Source organism: Rhizobium vallis (assembly GCF_003985155.1).
Taxonomy (GTDB): domain Bacteria; phylum Pseudomonadota; class Alphaproteobacteria; order Rhizobiales; family Rhizobiaceae; genus Rhizobium; species Rhizobium vallis.
Window position 1 is genome coordinate 1 of the sequence record NZ_ML133710.1, and the last position, 22,404, is coordinate 22,404.

The 22,404-nt window shown below is 61.2% G+C and carries 21 protein-coding genes, 1 pseudogene and 1 riboswitch; of the genes and pseudogenes, 15 read left to right on the plus strand and 7 right to left on the minus strand.

Annotated features, from left to right (window positions below):
- Positions 1-210, minus strand: a pseudogene (locus EFQ99_RS35925) (sugar ABC transporter substrate-binding protein); the annotation flags it as partial.
- 229 nt (positions 211-439) lie between these two features.
- Here EFQ99_RS35925 and EFQ99_RS33230 point away from each other — a divergent pair.
- The 4 genes from EFQ99_RS33230 (at position 440) to queE (ending at position 3,396) form a co-directional block, all read left to right on the plus strand.
- Positions 440-1,492 carry a LacI family DNA-binding transcriptional regulator gene (locus EFQ99_RS33230; RefSeq protein ID WP_126925142.1) on the plus strand — a complete coding sequence of 351 codons (1,053 nt, stop codon included), beginning with the start codon at positions 440-442 and terminating at the stop codon, positions 1,490-1,492.
- A gap of 112 nt (positions 1,493-1,604) precedes the next feature.
- On the plus strand, positions 1,605-2,315 hold the full coding sequence (gene queC, locus EFQ99_RS33235) for a 7-cyano-7-deazaguanine synthase QueC (RefSeq protein ID WP_126925144.1): 711 nt from the start codon (positions 1,605-1,607) through the stop codon (positions 2,313-2,315).
- Positions 2,315-2,671 carry a 6-carboxytetrahydropterin synthase QueD gene (gene queD / locus EFQ99_RS33240; protein WP_126925145.1) on the plus strand — a complete coding sequence of 119 codons (357 nt, stop codon included), beginning with the start codon at positions 2,315-2,317 and terminating at the stop codon, positions 2,669-2,671. Before queC ends, queD begins: the two co-directional genes overlap by 1 nt.
- Complete coding sequence (queE, locus tag EFQ99_RS33245) at positions 2,668-3,396, plus strand: 7-carboxy-7-deazaguanine synthase QueE (RefSeq protein WP_126925147.1); 729 nt, start codon at positions 2,668-2,670, stop codon at positions 3,394-3,396. Before queD ends, queE begins: the two co-directional genes overlap by 4 nt.
- Positions 3,397-3,408: 12 nt before the next feature.
- On the opposite strand, the gene EFQ99_RS33250 is transcribed toward queE, so the two are convergent.
- The 6 genes from EFQ99_RS33250 to EFQ99_RS33275 form a co-directional block, all read right to left on the minus strand.
- Entirely contained in the window at positions 3,409-4,632 is a 1,224-nt protein-coding gene (locus tag EFQ99_RS33250; RefSeq protein WP_126925149.1) for an adenylate/guanylate cyclase domain-containing protein, read from the minus strand.
- 103 nt (positions 4,633-4,735) lie between these two features.
- Positions 4,736-5,710, minus strand: a complete 975-nt coding sequence (gene nrdF, locus EFQ99_RS33255) for a class 1b ribonucleoside-diphosphate reductase subunit beta (RefSeq protein ID WP_126925151.1) — start codon at positions 5,708-5,710, stop codon at positions 4,736-4,738.
- 17 nt (positions 5,711-5,727) lie between these two features.
- Complete coding sequence (gene nrdE, locus EFQ99_RS33260) at positions 5,728-7,932, minus strand: class 1b ribonucleoside-diphosphate reductase subunit alpha (protein ID WP_126925153.1); 2,205 nt, start codon at positions 7,930-7,932, stop codon at positions 5,728-5,730.
- On the minus strand, positions 7,911-8,315 hold the full coding sequence (nrdI, locus tag EFQ99_RS33265) for a class Ib ribonucleoside-diphosphate reductase assembly flavoprotein NrdI (protein WP_126925155.1): 405 nt from the start codon (positions 8,313-8,315) through the stop codon (positions 7,911-7,913). The genes nrdE and nrdI overlap by 22 nt, the downstream gene beginning before the upstream one ends.
- 11 nt (positions 8,316-8,326) lie before the next feature.
- Positions 8,327-8,548, minus strand: coding sequence for a glutaredoxin-like protein NrdH (gene nrdH / locus EFQ99_RS33270; protein WP_126925156.1), 222 nt, complete (start codon positions 8,546-8,548; stop codon positions 8,327-8,329).
- Between the two features lie 264 nt (positions 8,549-8,812).
- Positions 8,813-9,038: riboswitch (cobalamin riboswitch) on the minus strand.
- A gap of 251 nt (positions 9,039-9,289) precedes the next feature.
- Positions 9,290-11,587: a heavy metal translocating P-type ATPase gene (locus EFQ99_RS33275; protein WP_126925184.1), complete on the minus strand. Its 2,298-nt coding sequence runs from the start codon at positions 11,585-11,587 to the stop codon at positions 9,290-9,292.
- A 70-nt stretch (positions 11,588-11,657) separates the two neighbouring features.
- On the opposite strand from EFQ99_RS33275, the gene EFQ99_RS33280 reads away from it, so the two are divergent.
- From EFQ99_RS33280 to EFQ99_RS33330, 11 genes are all read left to right on the plus strand, one after another.
- Positions 11,658-12,080, plus strand: coding sequence for a MerR family transcriptional regulator (locus EFQ99_RS33280; protein ID WP_126925158.1), 423 nt, complete (start codon positions 11,658-11,660; stop codon positions 12,078-12,080).
- 70 nt (positions 12,081-12,150) lie between these two features.
- Positions 12,151-13,359 carry a TIGR03862 family flavoprotein gene (locus EFQ99_RS33285; protein WP_126925160.1) on the plus strand — a complete coding sequence of 403 codons (1,209 nt, stop codon included), beginning with the start codon at positions 12,151-12,153 and terminating at the stop codon, positions 13,357-13,359.
- Positions 13,360-13,522: 163 nt separating this feature from the next.
- Positions 13,523-14,482 carry a helix-turn-helix domain-containing protein gene (locus tag EFQ99_RS33290; protein WP_126925162.1) on the plus strand — a complete coding sequence of 320 codons (960 nt, stop codon included), beginning with the start codon at positions 13,523-13,525 and terminating at the stop codon, positions 14,480-14,482.
- A gap of 171 nt (positions 14,483-14,653) precedes the next feature.
- Positions 14,654-16,162, plus strand: coding sequence for an aldehyde dehydrogenase (gene adh / locus EFQ99_RS33295; protein WP_126925164.1), 1,509 nt, complete (start codon positions 14,654-14,656; stop codon positions 16,160-16,162).
- Positions 16,163-16,381: 219 nt separating this feature from the next.
- Positions 16,382-16,774 carry a DUF779 domain-containing protein gene (locus EFQ99_RS33300; protein WP_126925165.1) on the plus strand — a complete coding sequence of 131 codons (393 nt, stop codon included), beginning with the start codon at positions 16,382-16,384 and terminating at the stop codon, positions 16,772-16,774.
- A gap of 118 nt (positions 16,775-16,892) precedes the next feature.
- A complete protein-coding gene (locus EFQ99_RS33305; RefSeq protein WP_126925167.1) occupies positions 16,893-17,489 on the plus strand; it encodes a DJ-1/PfpI family protein in 597 nt (198 codons plus the stop codon).
- A 24-nt stretch (positions 17,490-17,513) separates the two neighbouring features.
- Positions 17,514-17,864, plus strand: coding sequence for a ribbon-helix-helix domain-containing protein (locus EFQ99_RS33310; protein WP_126925169.1), 351 nt, complete (start codon positions 17,514-17,516; stop codon positions 17,862-17,864).
- A gap of 174 nt (positions 17,865-18,038) precedes the next feature.
- Complete coding sequence (locus tag EFQ99_RS33315; protein WP_126925171.1) at positions 18,039-18,746, plus strand: SDR family NAD(P)-dependent oxidoreductase; 708 nt, start codon at positions 18,039-18,041, stop codon at positions 18,744-18,746.
- A 204-nt stretch (positions 18,747-18,950) separates the two neighbouring features.
- Entirely contained in the window at positions 18,951-20,084 is a 1,134-nt protein-coding gene (locus EFQ99_RS33320) for a calcium:cation antiporter (RefSeq protein ID WP_126925173.1), read from the plus strand.
- A gap of 161 nt (positions 20,085-20,245) precedes the next feature.
- On the plus strand, positions 20,246-21,010 hold the full coding sequence (locus EFQ99_RS33325) for a bestrophin-like domain (protein WP_126925175.1): 765 nt from the start codon (positions 20,246-20,248) through the stop codon (positions 21,008-21,010).
- A 164-nt stretch (positions 21,011-21,174) separates the two neighbouring features.
- Positions 21,175-22,371: an efflux RND transporter periplasmic adaptor subunit gene (locus tag EFQ99_RS33330; RefSeq protein WP_126925177.1), complete on the plus strand. Its 1,197-nt coding sequence runs from the start codon at positions 21,175-21,177 to the stop codon at positions 22,369-22,371.
- Positions 22,372-22,404: the final 33 nt, after the last annotated feature.

Genomic DNA, 22,404 nt, shown 5'->3' on the forward strand with positions numbered 1-22,404 from the left:
GTTCAAAGCCGCCGCCTCGCCGCCGGACGTCCACCAGTGCAGCATCTGCACTTCCTTCACGTCCGCAGCCTGTGCCACACCCAAACCAGCCAGCATCACGACAGCAACGGCCGCCGAGCTCAAAAACTTGCGCATGAATTTCCTCCCATTGAAAATCGGCGGCGGGACCTCCCGTCGCCCGATGCTTCCCGCCGTTGCGGCGGTCGACATACGACCGCGCTCCTTCGCGCGGTTGCTAATTTAAAACGTTATAAGACATTGATCGTCAAGCCCTTTCTCGGCTTCCGAGAAAAATATGGTTATTTCGTCATTGCATTGAAATACATACATAATTTTTGTTGGGCGAACAAAGCGCCAAAATTTAAAACGTTTTCATTCGTCGATTGCGCACCGGTCCCATCGTGTTATTGTACCGGCAATTCCAGCACGGAAAGCCAGAGTGAGCGAATCGTCCAGGCCGCAGCGCGGCGAAAATCTCGATGTCCTGCCGAAGCGCGGCAAGCCGACCTTGCGAACGATCGCCACGATCGCCGGCCTTGCGGTGACGACGGTGTCGCGGGCGCTCTCCGATGCGCCGCAAATTTCGCTCGAGACCCGCCAGCGCGTGCACCGCATCGCCCGCGAGATCGGCTATCTTCCCGACCGGGCCGCGCAGCGTCTCAAGACGGGCCGCACCAACGTCATCGCCATCCTGCTCGATTCGCACGAGGAAGTGGTCGGCTTCAGCACCTCAATCATGTACGGCATCGCCAAGGCACTGAAAGAGACCTCCTACCATCTGGTCGTCGCCCCCAACTTCCTGTCGACGACCAATGTCGAGGCCGCCGATTACATCGTCCGCAACCACCTCGCCGACGGACTGATCTTTACACGGACAGAACCGCTCGATCCTCGCGTCCGCCTGCTGCTCGAAACCGGCTTTCCTTTCATCTGTCACGGCCGCACCGAATTTTCGACACCGCACCCTTATGTCGACTACGACAACTTCACTTTCGCCTACGAGGCGACGCGCCGGCTGATCGCCAAGGGCCGTAAAAAAGTGACGGCGATCCTGCCGCCGAAACGGCTGACCTTCTGCCAGCATATCCTGCACGGCTTCATGACGGCGGTCCGGGAAGCCGGCATCGCCTATGAGATCCCCGAGGCGGTCGATCTCGATACGCCGGCGGATTTGCTGCGCGATTTCATCCGCGCCCGGGCGGCCGCCCCGGATGCGCCTGACGGCTTCATCTGTCCCGGCGAGGTCTCCGCGCTCGCCGTCATCAGCGGCATGAGCGACGCCGGCCGCACACTCGCCGTCGATTACGACATCGTCGCCAAGGAGACGTCTCGTCTTCTCACTCAATTGCAGCCGAAGGTCGATACCATCCACGAGGACCTGACGGCGGCTGGCGAGGATCTCGGCCGCATGCTGATGCAGCGCATCAACAATCCCGACGCGGCGGATCTGCATCTCTTACTGCCGCCGCAGATCAATTTTCCGATCGGTTAGATCGGCTCTGAAGGCTGGCATCTTAAAACTATTTCCCTGACGCGCGATTTGTCCTAAAAGCACGCCGTAATCCGGTCGCAGCCCACCCGGTCAAAACAAGGGAATCTAAAATATGAAAACCATCGTCGTCTGCTCCGGCGGACTCGACTCCGTTTCGCTTGCCCACAGGATAGCGGCGGAAGCACAGCTTATCGGTCTCGTCTCCTTCGACTATGGCCAGCGCCATCGCAAGGAACTCGACTTCGCCGCCAAATGTGCCGCACGGCTCGCGGTTCCACACCATATCATCGACATCGCCGCCATCGGCGGCCATCTCAGCGGATCGGCCCTGACCGACGATGTCGAGGTTCCCGACGGCCACTACGCCGAGGAGACCATGAAGGCCACCGTGGTGCCGAACCGCAATGCCATCATGCTGGCCATCGCATTCGGTTTGGCGGCAGCGCAAAAGGCCGATGCCGTCGCCGTCGCCGTGCATGGCGGCGACCACTTCATCTATCCGGACTGCCGGCCGGGCTTCATCGACGCCTTCCAGCGCATGCAGAACGAAGCGCTGGACGGTTATGCCAGCGTCAGGCTGCTTGCACCCTATGTCGAGGTTTCCAAGGCGGCGATCGTGGCCGACGGCGAAAAACACGCCACGCCCTTCGCCGAAACCTGGTCCTGCTACAAAGGCGGCAGGCTCCATTGCGGACGCTGCGGAACCTGCGTCGAACGCCGCGAGGCTTTCCATCTTGCCGGCGTCACCGATCCGACGGAATACGAGGACCGCGACTTCTGGAAAGCTGCCGTCTCGCAATATTCCGCCACGGAGGCGCGCTGATGTACCGCATCACCAAGGAGTTTCATCTCTCCGCCTCGCATCAATTGAACCACCTGCCCGCCGACCATCAATGCGCCCGGCTGCATGGCCACAACTACGTCGTGGTCGTCGAACTCGCTGCGGAAACCTTGAATGACGACGGCTTCGTGCGCGACTACCACGACCTCTCGCCGCTCAAACGCTATATCGACGAGGCTCTCGACCACCGTCACCTGAACGACGTATTCGGCCATTCGAAAGTCACGTCCGAGTTCCTGGCCAAGCATTTTTACGACTGGTGCAAACAGCGCTTCCCCGAGACATCGTCGGTGCGCGTCAGCGAGACGCCAAAGACCTGGGCGGAGTACAGGCCATGAGCGCGGAGACCATTCGCGTCAGCGAGATCTTCGGCCCGACCATCCAGGGCGAAGGCGCATTGATCGGGCTTCCGACGGTATTCGTCAGGACGGGCGGCTGTGATTACCGCTGTTGCTGGTGCGACAGCCTGCACGCGGTCGATAGCGCCTTTCGGGATCAATGGATCCCCATGTCCACCGAGGCGGTTTGGCAAGAGGTCAAGAAGCTTTCCGGAGACAAGCCGCTGACGGTTTCCCTTTCCGGCGGCAATCCGGCGATTCAGCCCCTGGGGCCGCTGATCGAGCTCGGCCATTCCCGAGGATACCGTTTCGCGCTGGAAACGCAGGGAAGCGTAGCGCGGGACTGGTTTCGCAATCTCGACATGCTGATCTTGAGCCCCAAGCCGCCATCAAGCGGCATGTCGACCGATTGGGAGCAGGTGGATGACTGTCTTCGACTGGCCGCTGGCGGGCCGGAGATCGCGTTGAAAATCGTCGTCTTCGACGATGCCGACTACGCGTTCGCCCAACTGGCGGGTGAACGCTATCCCTATGTTCCCTTGTTCCTTCAGCCCGGCAACCATACGCCGCCACCGCCAGATGACGCCGACGCACGTGTCGATATCGACGGCGTGATGGATCGGATGCATTGGCTCATCGAGAAGGTGACGGCTGACCGGTGGTTTTCAGTCCGCGTGCTGCCGCAACTGCATGTGCTGCTTTGGGGAAACAAACGCGGGGTATGACCCCGCGGAAGCCTACCGCTCCTGAAAAGCAAAGACATCGACGGGCTCCCCGAGCCCGCGTAGCGAAAAGGTGCCAAGCTCGTCCATGTCTTTTGCGCAACCCGCCATTTCAACGAAGGCCCGCGACAAGAGCACCGGACGCTTGACCTCCTTGGTCAGGCTTTCCAGCCGTGAGGCGATATTGACCGCCGGGCCGATGACGGTGAAATCCAGCCGCCGGCGCGAGCCGATATTGCCGTACATGACGTCGCCGACATGCACGCCAACGCCGTAGCGCAGCGGTTCGCGTCCGTTACCCTCATGCTGCTGGTTCAGTTGCGCCATCGACTCCTGCCCTTCGCGGATCGCCTGCAACAGATCGGTGCAGGCCGTTTCCTTGGTCAGTGGGAAGATCGCCAGCAATCCGTCGCCCATGAACTTCAGAATCTCGCCGCCATAGCGTTCGATCGGGTCCGATATGGCATCGAAATAATCGTTCAGCAGATGGATGACGTCATCGCGCGGCCAGAGATCGGAGAGCGCCGTAAAGTCGCGCAGGTCGCAGATCATGATCGCCGCGCCGACGGTGACGCCGCTGCCGCGCGTCGTCACGCCCGACAGGATGTGCTCGCTCGCATGCGGGCCTACATAGGTCTGCAGCAACGTGCGCGCCATGATGTTCTTCAGCCTGATTTCACTGACGAGCGTCAGCGCCGGCAAGAGATCGCGCAGAAAATCGACGTGCTCGCTCGTAAAGCCGCCCTGCCGGCTGGTGGAAAACGTCACGACGTGCCGTTTGCCGAAAGTATGCTCGATTGGCCAGGCGATATATTCGGTGAGGCCGTCGTCATGCAGTTCCCGATAGAATGAATCCTTGTCGCCGTCGGCTATGCTTTCCAGCTGCCTGCGGATCTCTTCGGTACCCTGATGGATCGCGTTGATGGGACTCGTCAGGAACTCCGGCGTGTTTTCGACACCATAGGCAAAGGTGTCGATCCTCGCCTCCGTCAGGCCCTCCTTCCAGAGGATGCGGGCGCCGATCCATTGCGGATGGTTCGTCCTGAAATGCAATGTCGCGCGCGCCACCGGCACCCCTGCCGCCATAAGCTTCCCGCACATTTCCACCAGGATGTTGTCGATGAAGCGCTCGTTGCGCGTCTCGTTCACCAGCCAGTCGAGAATCCGCCTGCGGCGGATCGGCCAGACACCTTCGTCCGTTTCAACGGCAGCCTTGGCCTTGTTTAGAAAAGACGACATCAGAAACTCCCGCTAAGCCACACTTTCGGCGAGTACCACATTCAGTTTCCGCTGAATGTGGTCGATCGAGAGGCAAATGATAAGGGGAGGCTGAAATTAAGTCTCAGAAATCCCAGTCTTCGTCCTCGGTCGCGACCGCCTTGCCGATGACATAGGAGGAACCCGAACCGGAGAAGAAGTCGTGGTTTTCGTCGGCATTCGGCGAAAGCGCCGACAGGATCGCCGGATTGACCTTGCAGGCCTCGGCCGGGAAAAGCGCCTCGTAGCCGAGGTTCATCAGCGCCTTGTTGGCGTTGTAATGCAGGAACTTCTTGACGTCCTCGGTCAGCCCGACACCGTCGTAAAGCGCTTCGGTATATCTGGCCTCGTTATCATAAAGCTCGAGCAGCAGGTCGAAGGCGAAATCCTTGATCTCCTGCTTCCGCTCATCACCCAGTCGCTCCAGCCCACGCTGGAACTTGTAGCCGATATAATAACCATGCACGGCCTCGTCGCGAATGATCAGCCGGATCATGTCGGCCGTATTGGTGAGCTTGGCGCGGCTCGACCAGTACATCGGCAGGTAGAAGCCGGAATAGAACAGGAAGCTTTCGAGGAAGACGCTTGCGACCTTCTTCTTCAGCGCATCGCCGGAAGCATATTGCTCCATGATCAGCGCCGATTTCCGCTGCAGGAACTCATTCTCCTCCGACCAGCGATAGGCGTCGTCGACGTCAGGCGTCGAGCACAGCGTAGAAAAGATCGAGGAATAGGAACGCGCATGCACCGCCTCCATGAAGGAGACGTTGGAAAGCACCGCCTCCTCGTGCGGCGTTGCCGCATCCTCCATCAGCCGGACCGAACCAACACCGTTCTGGATCGTGTCGAGCAGCGTCAACCCGGTGAAGACGCGGATGGTGAGCTGCTGCTCGGCAGGCGTCAACGTCGCCCAGGAGGGGATGTCGTTCGACAGCGGCACTTTTTCCGGCAGCCAGAAATTTCCGGTCAGCCGGTTCCAGACTTCGAGATCCCTATCGTCCTCGATGCGGTTCCAGTTGATGGCGCGCGCGCGGCTTGCGGGTTTGATTTGAATGTTCATAAAATTGTCCCCAGAAGTCAGAGCGTGCAGGAAACGCAGCCCTGCACCTCGGTGCCGGACAGCGCCATCTGGCGAAGGCGGATGTAGTAGATCGTCTTGATGCCCTTCTTCCAGGCATAAATCTGTGCCTTGTTGATGTCGCGCGTCGTTGCCGTGTCGCGGAAGAACAGGGTCAGCGATAGGCCCTGGTCGACATGCTGGGTCGCCGCCGCATAGGTGTCGATGATCTTCTCCGGCCCGATCTCGTAGGCATCCTGATAATAGTCGAGATTGTCGTTGGTCATGAACGGCGCCGGATAATAGACACGGCCGATCTTGCCTTCCTTGCGGATCTCGATCTTCGAGACGATCGGGTGGATCGAGGAGGTCGAGTGGTTGATGTAGGAGATCGACCCCGTCGGCGGCACTGCCTGCAGGTTCTGGTTATAGAGGCCGGAAGCCATCACCACTTTCTTCAGCGCCGCCCAGTCTTCCTGCGTCGGAATGTGGATGCCGGCATCGTCGAAAATTGCGCGAACCTTCTCCGTCGCCGGCTTCCATTCCTGTTTCGTATATTTGTCGAAATATTCGCCGGAGGCATATTTCGAATTCTCGAAGCCCTTGAAGCTCGTGCCCCGCTCGACCGCCAAAAGGTTCGAGGCGCGGATCGCGTGGTAGGTCACCGTATAGAAATAGATATTGGTGAAATCGACGCCTTCCTCCGAGCCGTAGAAGATGCGCTCGCGGGCGAGATAGCCGTGCAGGTTCATCTGCCCGAGGCCGATCGCGTGGCGCTCGTCATTGCCCTTCTCGATCGAAGGCACGGAGGAGATGTGGCTCATATCGGAAACGGCCGTCAGCGCCCGGATCGAGGTCTCGATCGTCTTGCCGAAATCGGCGGAATCCATCGCTGCAGCAATGTTCAGCGAGCCGAGATTGCAGGAAATGTCCTTGCCGAGATGCTTGTAGGAGAGGTCGTCATTGTAGTCGCTCGCCTCGCTCACTTGCAGGATCTCCGAGCAGAGATTGCTCATGGAGATGCGCCCGGCGATGGGGTTGGCCCGGTTCACCGTGTCCTCGAACATGATGTAGGGATAACCGCTCTCGAACTGGATCTCGGCGATCACCTGGAAGAATTCGCGCGCCTTGATCTTCTTCTTGGCGATGCGGGCATCCGCCACCATCTCGCGATATTTTTCCGTCACCGAAATCTCGGTGAAGGGCACGCCGTAGACGCGTTCCACGTCGTAGGGCGAGAACAGGTACATGTCCTCGTTATTCCTGGCGAGTTCGAAGGTGATGTCAGGCACGACGACGCCGAGTGACAATGTCTTGATGCGGATCTTCTCGTCGGCATTTTCGCGCTTGGTGTCGAGGAAGCGCATGATGTCGGGATGATGCGCATTGAGATAGACCGCGCCCGCCCCCTGCCGCGCCCCGAGCTGATTGGCATAGGAGAAGCTGTCTTCGAGCAGCTTCATGACGGGGATGATACCGGAGGACTGGTTCTCGATCTGCTTGATCGGCGCGCCGGCCTCGCGGATATTCGTCAACGACAGGGCGACACCGCCGCCGCGCTTGGAAAGCTGCAGCGCCGAATTGATCGAGCGGCCGATCGATTCCATATTGTCCTCGACGCGCAGCAGGAAGCAGGAGACGAGCTCGCCGCGCTGTTTCTTGCCGGCATTGAGGAAGGTCGGCGTTGCTGGCTGGAAACGGCCGGATATGATTTCGTCGACCATGTCGCGGGCAAGGCTTTCGTCGCCGCGCGCCAAAGCCAGCGCGACCATGCAGATGCGGTCCTCGTAGCGCTCGAGATAACGCTTCCCGTCAAAGGTCTTCAGCGTGTAGCTGGTGTAATATTTGAAGGCGCCGAGGAAGGTCGGGAAACGGAACTTCCTGGCATAGGCCTGGTCGAACAGGTCGCGGACGAAATTGAAGGAATACTGGTCGAGGACCTCCTGCTCGTAATAGCCCTCGGTGACGAGGTAATCGAGCTTTTCCCGAAGATTGTGAAAGAACACCGTGTTCTGGTTCACATGCTGGAGAAAGTATTGCTTGGCCGCCATGCGGTCCTTGTCGAGCTGAATCCTCCCCTCATCGTCATAGAGGTTCAGCATCGCGTTCAGCGCGTGATAGTCGAGTGCATCAGCCGCTTTCAAAGGGCGTTCGCCGGCGGGATGAGCAAAAGTGTTATGCGGTTTTGCGCCCGCATCCCGCGTCAAAGTTGTTCCCGTGTCCAAAACAGTTCCATTCCGTGTTTGACGTTGGCGACATCTGCTTCCGTGCCCAGCAGCTCGAACCTGTAGAGATAAGGCACCTGGCACTTCTGCGAGATCACGTCGCCGGCGAGCCCGTATGTCTCGCCGAAATTACTGTTGCCCGCGGCAATCACACCGCGGATGTGTCCTCGGTTCTCCGCATCGTTCAAGAAACGGATCACCTGCTTGGGAACGGCTCCCTTGCCGCCGTCGCCGCTATAGGTCGGCACGACAAGCACGAAGGGTTCGCGGATATGGAACGCGTCTGCGCCGCTTGGCGGAATGCGCGCCGCGCGCAGTCCGAGTTTGGCGATGAACCGATGGGTATTTTCGGACCGGCTGGAATAATAGACGATCAGGCCCATCGCTTTTCCGATCAGGAAAGCGCGCTGATCATGTCGGGACGGAAGCCCGCCCAATGCCGCTCGCCGGCGATGACGACGGGAGCCTGCATGTAGCCGAGGCTGCGCACGCGATCGAGCGCCTCGGAATCCTGCGAGATATCGACGATGTCATAGTCCACGCCGAGCCGGTCGAGGGCGCGGTAGGTGGCGGTGCATTGGACGCAGGCGGGCTTGCTGTAAACGGTAACGCTCATCATGTTCCTCGTGATGTCAATAAATTCAGGACGCAGGACTGGGATCGGGCGCCGTGCGGCGTCCGGGGCAACGCTTGATAATGATCTGGCAGAGTTGGCGCTTAAACGCCGGATACTATCCCTTGTGGGATTTGCGTGGGTGGCGGCCTTGATATGCTCGACATGACTTCACCCCGAAATGGCTCATGCGGAGGGTTGGGCCTGCGAAACGCGCTGCGGACATGATCCGCAGCCATGCAACGCGACCTTCCGGACACCCCGCCCGTGGACGTTTCGTTCGAGGCAGGTCTCCTGGCTCACGGGTCGAAGCACTCTGCCCCAGCCTTCCCGGAGCATCATGCTCCAGTGACCTGAAATCGGACAGTTGCTCGCCGCTTACAGTTGCGGGGGCAGCTCCGGCATTGCCGCGCCATGATGGCGAAGCGCACCGTATTCCCGTCTTAGCCCTCGATCCTCACGAATCGAAGGAACCTCAAACACTAGATATAGTACGCGAATCCAAATTCGCGTCAACGGATGGTTTGTGCATTGCGTTACGGCAGGTTTGAAATCGCTGCATTCCTGTGAAAAACATGGATAACGAAGGCTTAACGAAAAGACGCTGTGGAGAAAGGTTCCAACATAGAGCGCCGACCTAACGCATCGGCCCGAAAATCGATTTTCGGGCCGATGCGTTAGATCTTGATTTTCGATTCCCGAGCAGCCCCGGATCGCCTGGCTTCACGCGCAGTCGAGGAACATTCACACGTTTATTCGAAGTAGCCTGAGCGCGTTGATCGTCACCAGCACTGTGGCGCCGGTATCAGCGAGAATCGCCGGCCAGAGCCCGGTAATCCCTAAGATCGTCGTCACCAGGAAAACCACCTTCAGCCCGAGCGCGATGGTGATATTCTGCAGGATGTTGCGCATCGTTCGTTTGGAAAGTTCGATCATCCGCGCCACGTCGCCGACCCGTCCGTGCAGCACGGCGGCATCGGCGGTTTCCAGCGCCACATCCGTGCCGCCGCCCATGGCGATGCCGATATCGGCAGCCGCCAGCGCCGGCGCGTCGTTGATACCGTCGCCCACCTTGGCGACGACGAAGCCCTCGCGCTTCAATTCGCCGACGACCTTCTGCTTGTCCTCCGGCATCATCTCGCCACGCCAGTCGATGCCGAGCATGCCGGCAACGGCTGCCGCCGTTCGCTTGTTGTCACCCGTCAGCATCATCGTCTTGACGCCAGCGGATTTGAGGGCCGAGAGCCCGGCTCCGGCATCCTCGCGCGGCTCGTCGCGCATGGCGATCAGCCCCGCCGCGGCGCCATTGACGAGCAGCACCGATACGCTCTTGCCTTCGTCGTTCAGCGCCGTGATGCGTCCATCCTGCGCTCCATCAAGCGCCCCCCGCTCGCGGGCGGCGGAAGGCGACAGCAGATCCAGCGTCTCGCCGCCGACTTTGCCACTGACGCCCTTGCCCGGCAGCGCTTCCAGCTGGAAGGCAGGCGGCACGGGAACGCCGTCGGCCTTGGCGCGGTTGAGGATCGCCAGCGCCAGCGGATGGCTGGAACCCTGCTCCAGCACCGCAGCACGCGACAAGAGCTCCGCCTCGCTCAAACCGAAGGAAACGATGTCGGTCACCTCCGGCTTGCCTGCCGTCAGCGTGCCTGTCTTGTCGAAGGCGACCATTGTCACCTTGCCGAGCGTTTCCAAGACCGCGCCGCCCTTCATCAAGAGCCCGCGCCGCGCCCCTGCCGACAGCGAAGCGGCGATTGCCGCAGGCGTCGAGATGACGAGGGCGCAAGGGCAGCCGATCAGCAGGATGGCAAGGCCCTTATAGATCCATTCGTTCCACAAACCGCCGAAGAACAGCGGCGGAACCACAGCAACGAGTGCTGCGACCACCACCACACCAGGCGTGTAATAGCGTGAGAACCGGTCGATGAAGCGCTCCGTCGGCGCCTTCGATTCCTGCGCTTCCTCCACCAGCTTGACGACGCGGGCGATGGTATTGTCGGCTGCGGCCGCCGTGACGCGAACCCTGAGCACCGCGTCACCATTGACCGTGCCGGCGAAGACGACGGCATCCACACCCTTGCGCACCGGCGTGCTTTCGCCGGTCACCGGCGCCTCATCGATCGCGCTCTCGCCTGATACAATGACGCCGTCCGCCGAGATGCGATCGCCGGGGCGAACCATGATGATCGCGCCAACCGCAAGGCTCTCCGCAGGCACTTCCCGGGTCTGCCCATTGTCTTCAAGCAGCGCATTCTTCGGCACCAGCGTCGTCAGCGACTGGATGCTTTCGCGCGCCTTGCCCGCCGCGACCCCTTCCAGCAACTCGCCGACGAGGAACAGGAAGACGACAGTTGCCGCTTCCTCCCCGGCATTGATGATGACGGCGCCGACGGCGGCGATCGTCATCAGCATCTCGATCGAAAACGGCGTGCCTGAGAGGGCCGCCATGACCGCGCGCCGCGCGATCGGCACCAGACCGACCAGCATGGCGACGATGAAGGCATAGGGAGCGATTGTCGGCACGAGATGGCCGATGGCATAGGCGGCAACAAGCGCTACACCCGAAAGGATGGTCAGCCGACCCTTCTTGCTCTGCCACCAGGGACCGGCCATCGGTGCGTGGTCGTGCCCGTGCAGGCCCTCGATTTCCTTCTCGCCATGGGCATGGTCGTGACCAGCATGATCGTGATCATGACCGGCATGATCGTGATCGTGGCTGGCATGATCGTGGCCGTGATCATGGCCCGCATGATCGCCGTGATCGTGCCCATGGTCATGGTCGTGATGGTCGTGCGAGCCGTGTTCATGCGCAGGCACCGCACCTCCGGTAAGCGGTGCGACGGAATAGCCGAGCCCCGTCACTTTCTTCTCGATTGCCTTGAGGTCGCTGCTGCCGTCATGCCGGACGGTCATCGTGCCCGCCATTACAGAAACGGAAACATCGGCGACACCGGCCACACGTCTGACTGCGGTATCGATTTTCGTTGCACAGGCGGCGCAATCCATGCCGCCGACCCGGTATCGTGTCTCGCTCGTCTCAGCCATCGTCGCGTCCTTGTCAAAGAGAAGCATCCCTCCTACATCCTCTAGCGACTAGAGGTGCAAGAGAAAAATCATGAAAAAGATTACGATTGGTGAAGCTGCGCGCCAGAGCGGCGTGAAGGTGCCGACGGTGCGCTATTACGAGAGCATCGGCCTGCTTGCGGCGCCGAACCGCAGCGAAGGCAACCAGCGCTCCTTCGAGCCCGCCGATATCAGCCGCCTCGCCTTCATCCGTCATGCCCGCGAGCTCGGCTTCGAGATCGAGGCGATCCGCACCCTGCTGACCCTGCAGGACGATCCGAACCAGTCCTGCGCCTCGGCCGACGCCATCGCCAAGGCCCGCCTGATCGAGGTCGAGCAGCGCATCCGCAGCCTGATGGCGCTGAAGGCCGAGCTGGAAACCATGGTGGAAGGCTGCGGCCATGGCCGCGTCGACCAGTGCCGCGTCATCGAGGTCCTCGCCGACCACGGCCAGTGCAGGCATTCGCAGCATTGACGGCTTGCGCCCTTGCAGGTGACCCACGCCCGCGCCAAAACTGCCCCAGACAGAATCGGGCGAGACATCAATGAACCAGAAGCGGATCGCGATCATCGGCGGCGGCCCGGCGGGCCTTGCGGCGGCCGAGCTGCTTTCGCTCTCCGGCCATGCGGTGACTGTCTATGACGCCATGCCGACCTTCGCCCGCAAGTTCCTGTTGGCCGGCAAATCGGGTCTCAACATCACCCATTCCGAAGACTATACCAGTTTCGCCGCGCGCTTCGGCGCGGCCTCCGCTCGTCTGCGCCCCGCGCTTGATGCCTTCACCCCCGACGATATCAGGGATTGGGCTGCAGGGCTCGGGACGGAGACCTTCGTCGGCTCCTCCGGCCGGGTTTTCCCGACTGTCATGAAGGCCTCTCCCTTGTTGCGCGCCTGGCTCCGGCGGCTGGAGCAACAGGGTGTTGCGCTACGCACCCGCCATCGCTGGACCGGTTTTGCCGAAGGGGGCTACGTTTTCGAAACGCCGGAAGGGCGTGAGATCGCCCATTGCGACGCAGCCCTGCTGGCGCTCGGCGGCGCAAGCTGGCCACGCCTCGGCTCCGATGCCATCTGGGTGCCATGGCTGGCCGAGAGAGGCGTGGAGATCGACGCTTTCCAGCCAGCCAATTGCGGCTTCATCGTCGGCTGGAGCGCAAGCTTCAGCGAGCGTTTCGCCGGCGAACCGGTGAAGTCGGTCACCGCCGCCTCCGAGGCCGGCACGTTTCCCGGCGAATTCGTCATCACCGCAAGCGGCATCGAAGGCAGCCTTGTTTATGCTCATGCCGCGAGCCTGCGCGATCGGCTGCAAAGCCATGGCAGTGCCGTCCTGACGCTCGACCTGGCACCAGGGCGGACCGCCGAAAGACTAACGCGGGATCTGTCGCGGCAAGACACCAAATCAAGCTTCTCGAACCGCCTGCGCAAGGGCGCCGGCATCGATGGCGTCAAGGCGGCCTTGCTGCGGGAACTGGTGCCCGAGCGCGACCGGACCGACCCGCAACGTCTCGCCGGCATGATCAAGGCCCTGCCGATCCCGCTTCTCGAAACGAGACCGATCGCCGAGGCGATCTCTTCGGCCGGCGGCATCCGCTGGAGCGGCATCGACGAAGACTTCATGCTGAAGGCCTTGCCCGGCACCTTCGTCGCCGGCGAGATGCTCGACTGGGAGGCGCCGACCGGCGGTTATCTCCTCACTGCCTGCCTTGCCACCGGCCGGGCGGCCGCGCGTGGCATCGAGACCTGGCTGTTGCAGTAGATCTAGATCAATGAAGCGGAGCGCGATGTCGTACGAAGATCGCGCATACTTTTCAGCATCATGCCCTGATCGCCCAGGGTGAGAGGAGGGCGGCCGTCGAGCCTGCAATTGCAAACCGGCCGCGTTTCCATCAGACTATGCTGAAGTTCCGTGGGAGGAGCAGATGCACGAACAGTCAGCACATGCCGAGCATGTCTACACCTCTGCGCAGCGCAATTCCGCCGCCGCGAGTTCTCCGATCGTCGCCTCCTGGCGTCGCTGCATGACCATGCATCGGCTCGCGCCTGAAGAAGAACGTGCGCCGCTGCGCCTCACCGACCAGGAACTCCACCGGGCCCGCGAACAGTCCGAACGGTTGATTGCCGGCGCGACCGATGAGCTCGACCGCCTCTTCACCACTGTCGGTAGGGCGGGCTGCTGCATTCTTCTGACCGACAGAGATGGCATCGCGCTGGAGCGCCGCGGCACATCAGGCGACGACAAGGACTTCCGCGACCTCGGCCTTTGGACCGGCTCGGTGTGGACCGAGGCGAGCATCGGCACCAATGGCATCGGCACCGCGCTTGCCGACGAGCGCGCCGTCGCCATCTTCCGCGACCAGCACTTCTTCTGCTCGAATATCCGGTTGAGCTGCACGACGGCGCCAATCCGCGATCATCGCGGTGAGCTCGCCGCAGCCCTCGATATCTCCACATGCCGCGAAGACGTCAGCGAAATGACGCTGGCGATCCTGACGCAGACCGTGCGCGATGCGGCGATGCGCATCGAACTCAACCTCTTCCGCTCGGCCTTTGCAGGCGCCCGTTTCCTGATGGTCCCGGCCGGCGCCAATTCCGCCGCCGCCCTGCTCGCAGTCGACCGGCACGATCTCGTGCTCGGCGCAACCCGCGCCGCCCGCATCGCGCTGCAGCTGGACGACAAGCGGATTGCCGCCGGCATTCCCGCCGCCGATGCTCTTCATGAGGCTGGGGTCTCGCAGCAGGAGGAGATCGTCGAAGCGGAAAAGGCAGCCTTGCTGCGCGCGCTGTCGCGCACCAGCGGCAACGTCTCGCAGGCGGCCGCCGCGCTCGGGATCAGCCGCGCGACTCTGCACCGGAAGATGAAGAAGTTCGACCTGCACTGAGCAGGCGTTCGAAGGTTCCGCGAGCATGGGGCAATCACGAGACGATCCTGTCGCATCCCTGCGACAGTGTGCACTGCGGTATTGATGATCCTCCCTGTTCCCTTCGACAAAACGCGCACATTTTCCTCCCACTGGTTCACTTGGGAACCTGGATCATCAAGGGAGGATGACATGCTTCATCAAAAGATCGTCGAGTCACCGTTCAAGCTGAAATACGGCAACTACATCGGTGGCGAATGGCGCGAGCCGGTCGAAGGCAAATACTTCGAAAACCTGACGCCGGTGACCGGCGGCAAACTCTGCGACATTCCCCGCTCCAGTGAAAAGGACATCAATCTGGCGCTCGACGCTGCCCATGCGGCCAAGGAGAAATGGGGCCGCACCTCCGCCGCCGAACGCTCCAACATTCTTATGAAGATCGCCCAGCGCATGGAGGACAAGCTGGAATTGCTGGCCCAGGCCGAGACCTGGGACAATGGCAAGCCGATCCGCGAAACCATGGCCGCCGACATTCCGCTGGCGATCGACCACTTCCGGTACTTCGCCTCCTGCATCCGTGCGCAGGAAGGTTCGATCGGCGAGATCGACCATGATACCATCGCCTATCACTTCCACGAGCCGCTCGGCGTCGTCGGCCAGATCATTCCGTGGAACTTCCCGATCCTGATGGCGACCTGGAAACTGGCGCCGGCGCTCGCCGCCGGCAACTGCGTCGTGCTGAAGCCCGCCGAGCAGACCCCGGCCTCGATCCTGCTCTGGGCCGAGCTCGTCGGCGATCTCCTGCCACCCGGCGTGCTCAACATCGTCAATGGCTTCGGCATCGAGGCCGGCAAGCCGCTGGCGACCAGCCCGCGCATCGCCAAGATCGCCTTCACCGGCGAAACGACGACCGGCCGGCTCATCATGCAATATGCCAGCCAGAACCTCATTCCGGTGACGCTGGAACTTGGCGGCAAGTCGCCGAACATCTTCTTTGCCGATGTGATGGCGGAAGACGACGATTTTCTCGACAAGGCGCTCGAAGGCTTTGCGATGTTTGCCCTCAACCAGGGCGAAGTCTGCACCTGCCCGAGCCGCGCCCTCGTCCAGGAATCGATCTATGACCGCTTCATGGAAAAGGCCGTCAAGCGCGTCGAGGCGATCAAGCAGGGCAACCCGCTCGATACCGCGACGATGATCGGCGCCCAGGCCTCGACGGAGCAGCTCGAAAAGATCCTCGCCTATCTCGATATCGGCAAGCAGGAAGGTGCGGAGGTCCTGACCGGCGGCTCGCGCAACGATCTCGGCGGCGAACTGGCGAACGGCTACTACGTCAAGCCGACGATCTTCAAAGGCCACAACAAGATGCGTGTGTTCCAGGAGGAGATCTTCGGGCCGGTGGTTTCGGTCACTACCTTCAAGAACGAGAAGGAAGCGCTCGAAATCGCCAACGACACGCTGTACGGCCTCGGTGCCGGCGTCTGGAGCCGCGATGCCAACCGCTGCTACCGTTTCGGACGCGAGATCCAGGCCGGCCGCGTCTGGACCAACTGCTACCACGCCTACCCGGCCCATGCCGCCTTCGGCGGCTACAAGCAGTCCGGCATCGGCCGCGAGACGCATAAGATGATGCTCGAGCATTACCAGCAGACCAAGAATATGCTGGTGAGCTATAGCCCGAAGGCGCTCGGCTTCTTCTGAGAAGCGTTCCGTATGATGGGAGGGGTGTCAAAACCCCTCCCCAACCCCTCCCCACAAGGGGGAGGGGCTTAACGTGTGGCCCTCACCGTATTCACTCTTGAGCGCGGCATATGCAGCCGGCTTGTTGTTTTGCGAGACGGTGCCTCAGCTTAGCCCCTCCCCCTTGTGGGGAGGGGTTGGGGAGGGGAATCCTCCTCCCAAAACTCTGGAGGAAGAGCGATGGAAACCACCGTCAACGGCGAACCGCGTGTTCTCGCAACTGACACAGCCCTCGATCTGATTGCGGAAATCAGGCGCGATCACCCCGATATCCTCTTCCATCAGTCCGGCGGCTGTTGCGATGGCTCCTCGCCGATGTGTTATCCCGCCGATGAATTCATGATCGGCGACAGCGACGTCAAACTCGGCGAAATCGGCGGCGTGCCCGTCTATATCAGCGCCAGCCAGTTCGAGGCATGGAAGCATACGCAGCTCATCATCGATGTCGTGCCGGGCCGTGGCGGCATGTTCTCGCTCGATAACGGCCGCGAGAAACGCTTCCTCACTCGCTCCCGCCTCTTCGGCGGCGGCGAAGCCTGCGCCGTGCCGGATGTGGCCGTCAAGGCGGTCTAGGTCGCGTGGGTCTCGAGCGCGTGGCTTCAGATGGGAATTTCATCTGTAGTATTCCCATAGTACCTTCTCACCGGCGCTCTTTGTTAATCTCCGCCTGTTGGTTTCAAAGGAGGATACGATGCCAGCCTCAAAAATCCTGATGATCACGGGTGACTTCACCGAAGATTACGAAACGATGGTGCCGTTCCAGACGCTGCTCGCCTGCGGCTATACGGTCGACGCCGTCTGTCCTGGCAAGAAGGCGGGCGAGACCGTCGCCACCGCCATCCATGATTTCGAGGGCGACCAGACCTATTCCGAAAAACGCGGCCATAATTTCGCGCTGAACGCCACCTTCGAAAGCGTGCGCGCCGAAGATTACGATGCCCTCGTCATCCCCGGTGGCCGCGCGCCGGAATATCTTCGCCTCAATGCCGACGTCATTAAAACAGTCCGGCACTTCTTCGATGCCGGAAAACCTGTCGCCGCCATCTGCCACGGCGCGCAGCTGCTTGCCGCCGCCGGCGTGCTCAAGGGACGCACCTGCTCGGCCTATCCCGCCTGCCGGCCGGAAGTCGAACTTGCCGGCGGCATCTACGCCGATATTGCAATCACCGATGCGGTCTCCGACGGCAACTTGGTGACGGCACCGGCCTGGCCGGCAAATCCGTCGTGGCTGCGCCAGTTCATGGCCGTACTCGATGCCGCAGCTCTGCTGGAAAGCAACGCCGCCTGAGGAGGGCGGCACCGGGAGGACGACATGTGCGAATTGTTCATCAAGGCGGATGCGCGGCTTTGGGAAAGCACCACCCGGTCGTTGCGCATCGACGGCATGGTCACCAGCGTCAGGCTGGAGAATTTCTTCTGGTCGAAGCTCGAGGAAATCGCCCGGCGTGATAGCATGAATGTGGTCCAGCTGATTACCCGCCTGCACCATGAATCGATCGATGCCGGCCACGATCTCGGCAACTTCACGTCCTTCCTGCGGGTCTGTTGCGCCCGCTATCTCGACCTGCAGCTTACCGGCGACATCCCGGCGGATGTTACTCATCCGATCTCGGGCCTCGATGCGCCGGTCATCCTCGGCCGCGAACGAGCGAAATATCACTGAAAGCCGGACCGACAGGTCCATCGGCCGATGACGAACGGAACAGCCCACGGATAACACCGCGGGCTGTTCCGCAAGATGTTTGATCTAGTCTTGGCGCCGGGCTTGCACTGCCGGCCAGCCTGGATCAACAATGCGCGGCATCGTCCAAGACAGGCACAGCCGGGAGATCGAGCCATGAACGACCAGAGAGCCGTGATCGTCACCGGAGCCGGGGGCAATCTCGGCAGCGCCGTTGTTCGCGAACTGGCCGCAGCCGGAGCGAAGCTCGTCTGCATGAACCGTTCGAGCCAGGAGCTGGAAGCCTTGGCCAGCGATCTTCCCGCCTCTACGGAGTTTCTATCGATCGCCGGAACGGAGCTCACCGATTACGCCTCGTGCGCCGCCGCTGTCGCACGCGCGGTCAAGCGCTTCGGCGGCATCGGCGCATTGGTCAACACCGTCGGCGGTTTCCGGATGGGACCGGTCGGGCCCGAGGCACCTGCGCAATGGGACATGATGATGACGGCGAACGCCCGTACCGCGCTGACGATCAGCGCTGCGGTTCTGCCGACGATGAAAGCCGCCGGCTACGGCCGCATCGTTCACGTCGCCGCCGCGCCCGGTCTGAAGGCCGGCGCCAACCAGGCGGCTTATGCTGCTTCGAAAGCCGCCGTCATCCGATTGACCGAAGCAATCGCCGCCGAATGCCGCGATGACCGCATCACCGCCAACTGTATCCTGCCAGGAACGATCGACACGCCCGAGAATCGAGCAGCCATGCCCAATGCGAAGACGGACGGCTGGGTATCGCCGCAATCGATCGCCCGTCTCGTCGCCTTTCTGATTTCGCCGGCCGCAGCCGTCGTCACCGGCGCGGCAATCCCGGCGACCGGCCGCGAATAGCGAAAGGATTCGTCCTTCTAGCCAGTGACGGGCCTCTGGCGTGAGGTACGGTCGTTTTGATACTCTCGGAAAGGGGCTTCCGCATGAGGGCAATCGGGATGGCTTCACTCGGCCCTTCATGCGGCAGACGCAAGACAGCGGGGGCGGGGCACACGATGGCGTTAACGATCCTATTGCGGCGAAATTTGCCCGGCGGCGGTTCCGATGACTGACGGGCCGGCATTGGGAAGCGTCAGCGAAACCAGTCTGCGCGGGGAATGGTTCCTCGGCGTCAGCATCGTAACCAGCCTGATATTCATAGCCTTCCCCGAGCAGCTCTTCCGGCATCTTTCCCACCCGTTTTGGTTCACCATCATTTTCGGGTGGCTGTTTGCCGTCGTTCTCGGCTCCGCCTTGTCGGTCGTTCGGCATGCCGATCGTCTGGCCGAACGGTTGAAAGAGCCTTACGGCACGCTCATTCTGACGCTTGCCATCACCTCGATCGAAGTGATGGCGATCTCAGCCGTCATGATTCATGGCGAGAACAACCCCACGCTCGCGCGCGACACCCTGTTTGCGGTCGTTATGATCATCCTGAACGGCATGGTCGGTCTGTCGTTGCTGCTCGGCGCCTGGCGGCGGCCGGAACAGCAGCATAATCTCCAGGGCGCCAATGCCTATCTCGGGGTCATCGTGCCGCTTGCCACGCTGAGCCTCGTCATGCCGACCTTTCTTGCCGGTCCGGACGGACCGCATCCATCCGCACCGCGGCAACTCATACTCGGTGTGATCTCGGTCGGCCTTTACACCACGTTTCTCTTCCTTCAGGCCGGTCGCCATCAGGAATATTTCGCCGCCGACAGCAACCATCATGAGCCTCGGGGCGATCAAGCTCCTCCTCGCGGGTCGATCTGGCCTCATGTCATCCTGCTTTTCGCCTACATGGGTCCGGTGGTCTTTCTGGTCGAACAGCTTGCCTTGCCGATCGATTACATCATCGAAACCCTGCGTGCTCCGACCGCATTCGGCGGGGTCGTCATGGCCATCCTTGTCGCAACACCCGAGGCGATCAGCGCCGTGCGCGCATCCGTCGCCAATAATCTTCAGCGCTCCGTCAATATCTTCCTGGGTTCGGTCTTGTCCACGATCGGGCTGACCGTGCCGGCGATGCTCGTCATCAGCCGTCTTTACGGGCACCCGGTAACGCTCGGCCTCGAACACGGGGATCTGGTGATGCTCCTGCTCACTCTAGCCGTCAGCATCATCACCTTCGCCAGCGGCCGCACGCATCTCATGCAGGGCGCGGTCCACCTGGTGCTTTTCCTGGCTTATGTGCTGCTCATTTTCCAGCAGCCGTGACCTCCCCAGCAATGTCTTGTCGTCCTTCTTGGTTAGCGGAGAATAGAAAAGTAAAGATTCCACGCTTCGGCCGTCTTCCGCTATGATCCCTGGAACTTATCCCGCATCTTGCCGGCAATAGCGGCGCCTGCGGGATTGACGTGACGATACGGAGACCGGACTTGAGCTCACTATTACTTGGCGGGCTTGTATTTGTTTTTCTGTCGGCGGCAACGTCGATAGGAATGATGGTCCGCGCCCGCCTGCCGGATCACCATCTCAGCTCGGAATCCAAGGACGTCATCCGGCTCGCGACCGCGGTGGTGGGAACGCTGTCTGCCCTAGCACTCGGCCTACTGATCGCATCTGCCAAATCGAGCTATGACAATGCTGAAGCGGAAATGAGAACAGTTGCAGCGCGAATATTGCTATTGGACCGCGTCATGGCCCATTACGGCCCGGAAACCGACAATGCGCGCCGACTGCTGCGCGAACTCATCGAGAAACGGCTAAGCCGCGGCTGGACGGCCGAGACCACCGACGAGGTATCAGGTACGGCGCTGGGGGAATATCAAGATATCGAAGCGGTTCAGGGCGACCTTCGATCGTTGTCGCCGCGGGATGACGTGCAGCATTCTCTCCAGTCGCGCGCGCTTGAAGTGAGCGGCATGGTCGCCGAAACCCATTGGCTGCTGGTCGAATCCGGCCGTGAGGGCTTGCCCTGGGCATTTCTCGCCGTTCTCGTCTGTTGGCTCGGATTGCTTTTCTCCACCTTCGGGCTGCAGGCGCCCGTAAATCCAACAGTGCTCTCAATCCTGTTCGTTTGCGCCCTATCCGTCGCAGGTGCAGTCTTCCTCATCTCAGATATGGCCAATCCTTATGTCGGACTAGTCCGCGTTTCGGAAGCACCTCTGCAGTCCGCCCTCGAACGGCTCGGAAAGCCGTAGCGACGTCTCCTTGCTTCGGCAGTTCAATTGCGCACCAAGGGCTATTGCAATTTGTAGCAATGCCGCGACATAATATCACATGCCTTGAACCTTCGGCAGGCCGTGGGGGCCGCCGTCGAGGCACGCATGAAGACTGGGCTCGTGACATGTCGGGGGCGGCGGCAATGCGTGGGAGAGTGCACCAGGGTCTGCAACTTTTTATAGCACTTGCCGGCACGGCAATTCTCGCCGGCTGCGAGGAGAGCGGCAATACTTATGTTGCCCCTCCGCCACCTTCGGTTCGCGTCGCGCAGCCGGTCCAGCAACCGGTAACGCTCTATTTCGAGCTCACCGGCAATACCGCGCCGCTCAATTCCGTTGATATCGAGGCGCGCGTCCAAGGTTATATCCAATCGATCGACTATCAGGACGGCATGATGGTGAAGAAGGGCACCAAGCTCTTCGGCATCGAACGCGACACCTATCAGGCGCAACTGGATCAGGCGAAGGCGTCGCTCGCTTCGCAGCAGGCGTCTCAGGTCGGCGCAAAGCAGGAATATGACCGGCAGCTCAATCTCATGAAGCAGCAGGTCACCACCCAGACGGCGGTCGACAGCGCCAAGGCGACGCTCGACGAGGCGAATGCAGCCATCCTGAACGCCCAGGCCAATCTCGAACTCGCGACGATCAACCTCGGCTATACCGAGGTGCTTGCCCCCTTCGACGGTATCGTCACGGATCACCTCGTCGATATCGGCGCGCTTGTCGGCATATCCGGTCCCACCAAACTCGCCAGCATCGTCCAGACCGATCCGCTCTATGCTTATTTCAACGTCAGCGAGACACAGGTGCTGATGATCAAGCAAGATCTGGCCAAGCAGGGACGCACCTTCAGGCAGACGGACCTTCCGAACATACCGGCGGAGCTCGGCTTGCAGACGGAAGAAGGTTATCCGCACAAGGGACATCTCGACTACGTATCGCCTCAGCTCGATGCCTCCACAGGCACGCTTCAGGTGCGCGCCCTTTTCGACAACAAGGATCACGCCATGTTGCCCGGCCTCTTCGTCAGGGTGCGCGTACCGGTCGGACACAACGACAAGGCACTGCTGGTGCGCGACGACGCGATCGGAACCAACCAGCTGGGCAGCTACGTGCTCGTTCTCGGCAAGGACGACATCATCGAGCAGAAGCAGGTCAAGACGGGCCAGCGCGAAGGTCCGCTTCGCGTCATCGAGTCCGGCCTCGATCCGGCTGACCCGGTCGTCATCCAAGGTATCCAGCTGGCAATCCCCGGCAGCAAGGTTACCCCCGAGAAGATGGAAATGAACCCGGCGGCGAGCGCTGCCGGCGATGCAAAGGCCACGACCACGATGCAATGAATTCGCCACAGGCTTCATCCTGAACGTCCGAGG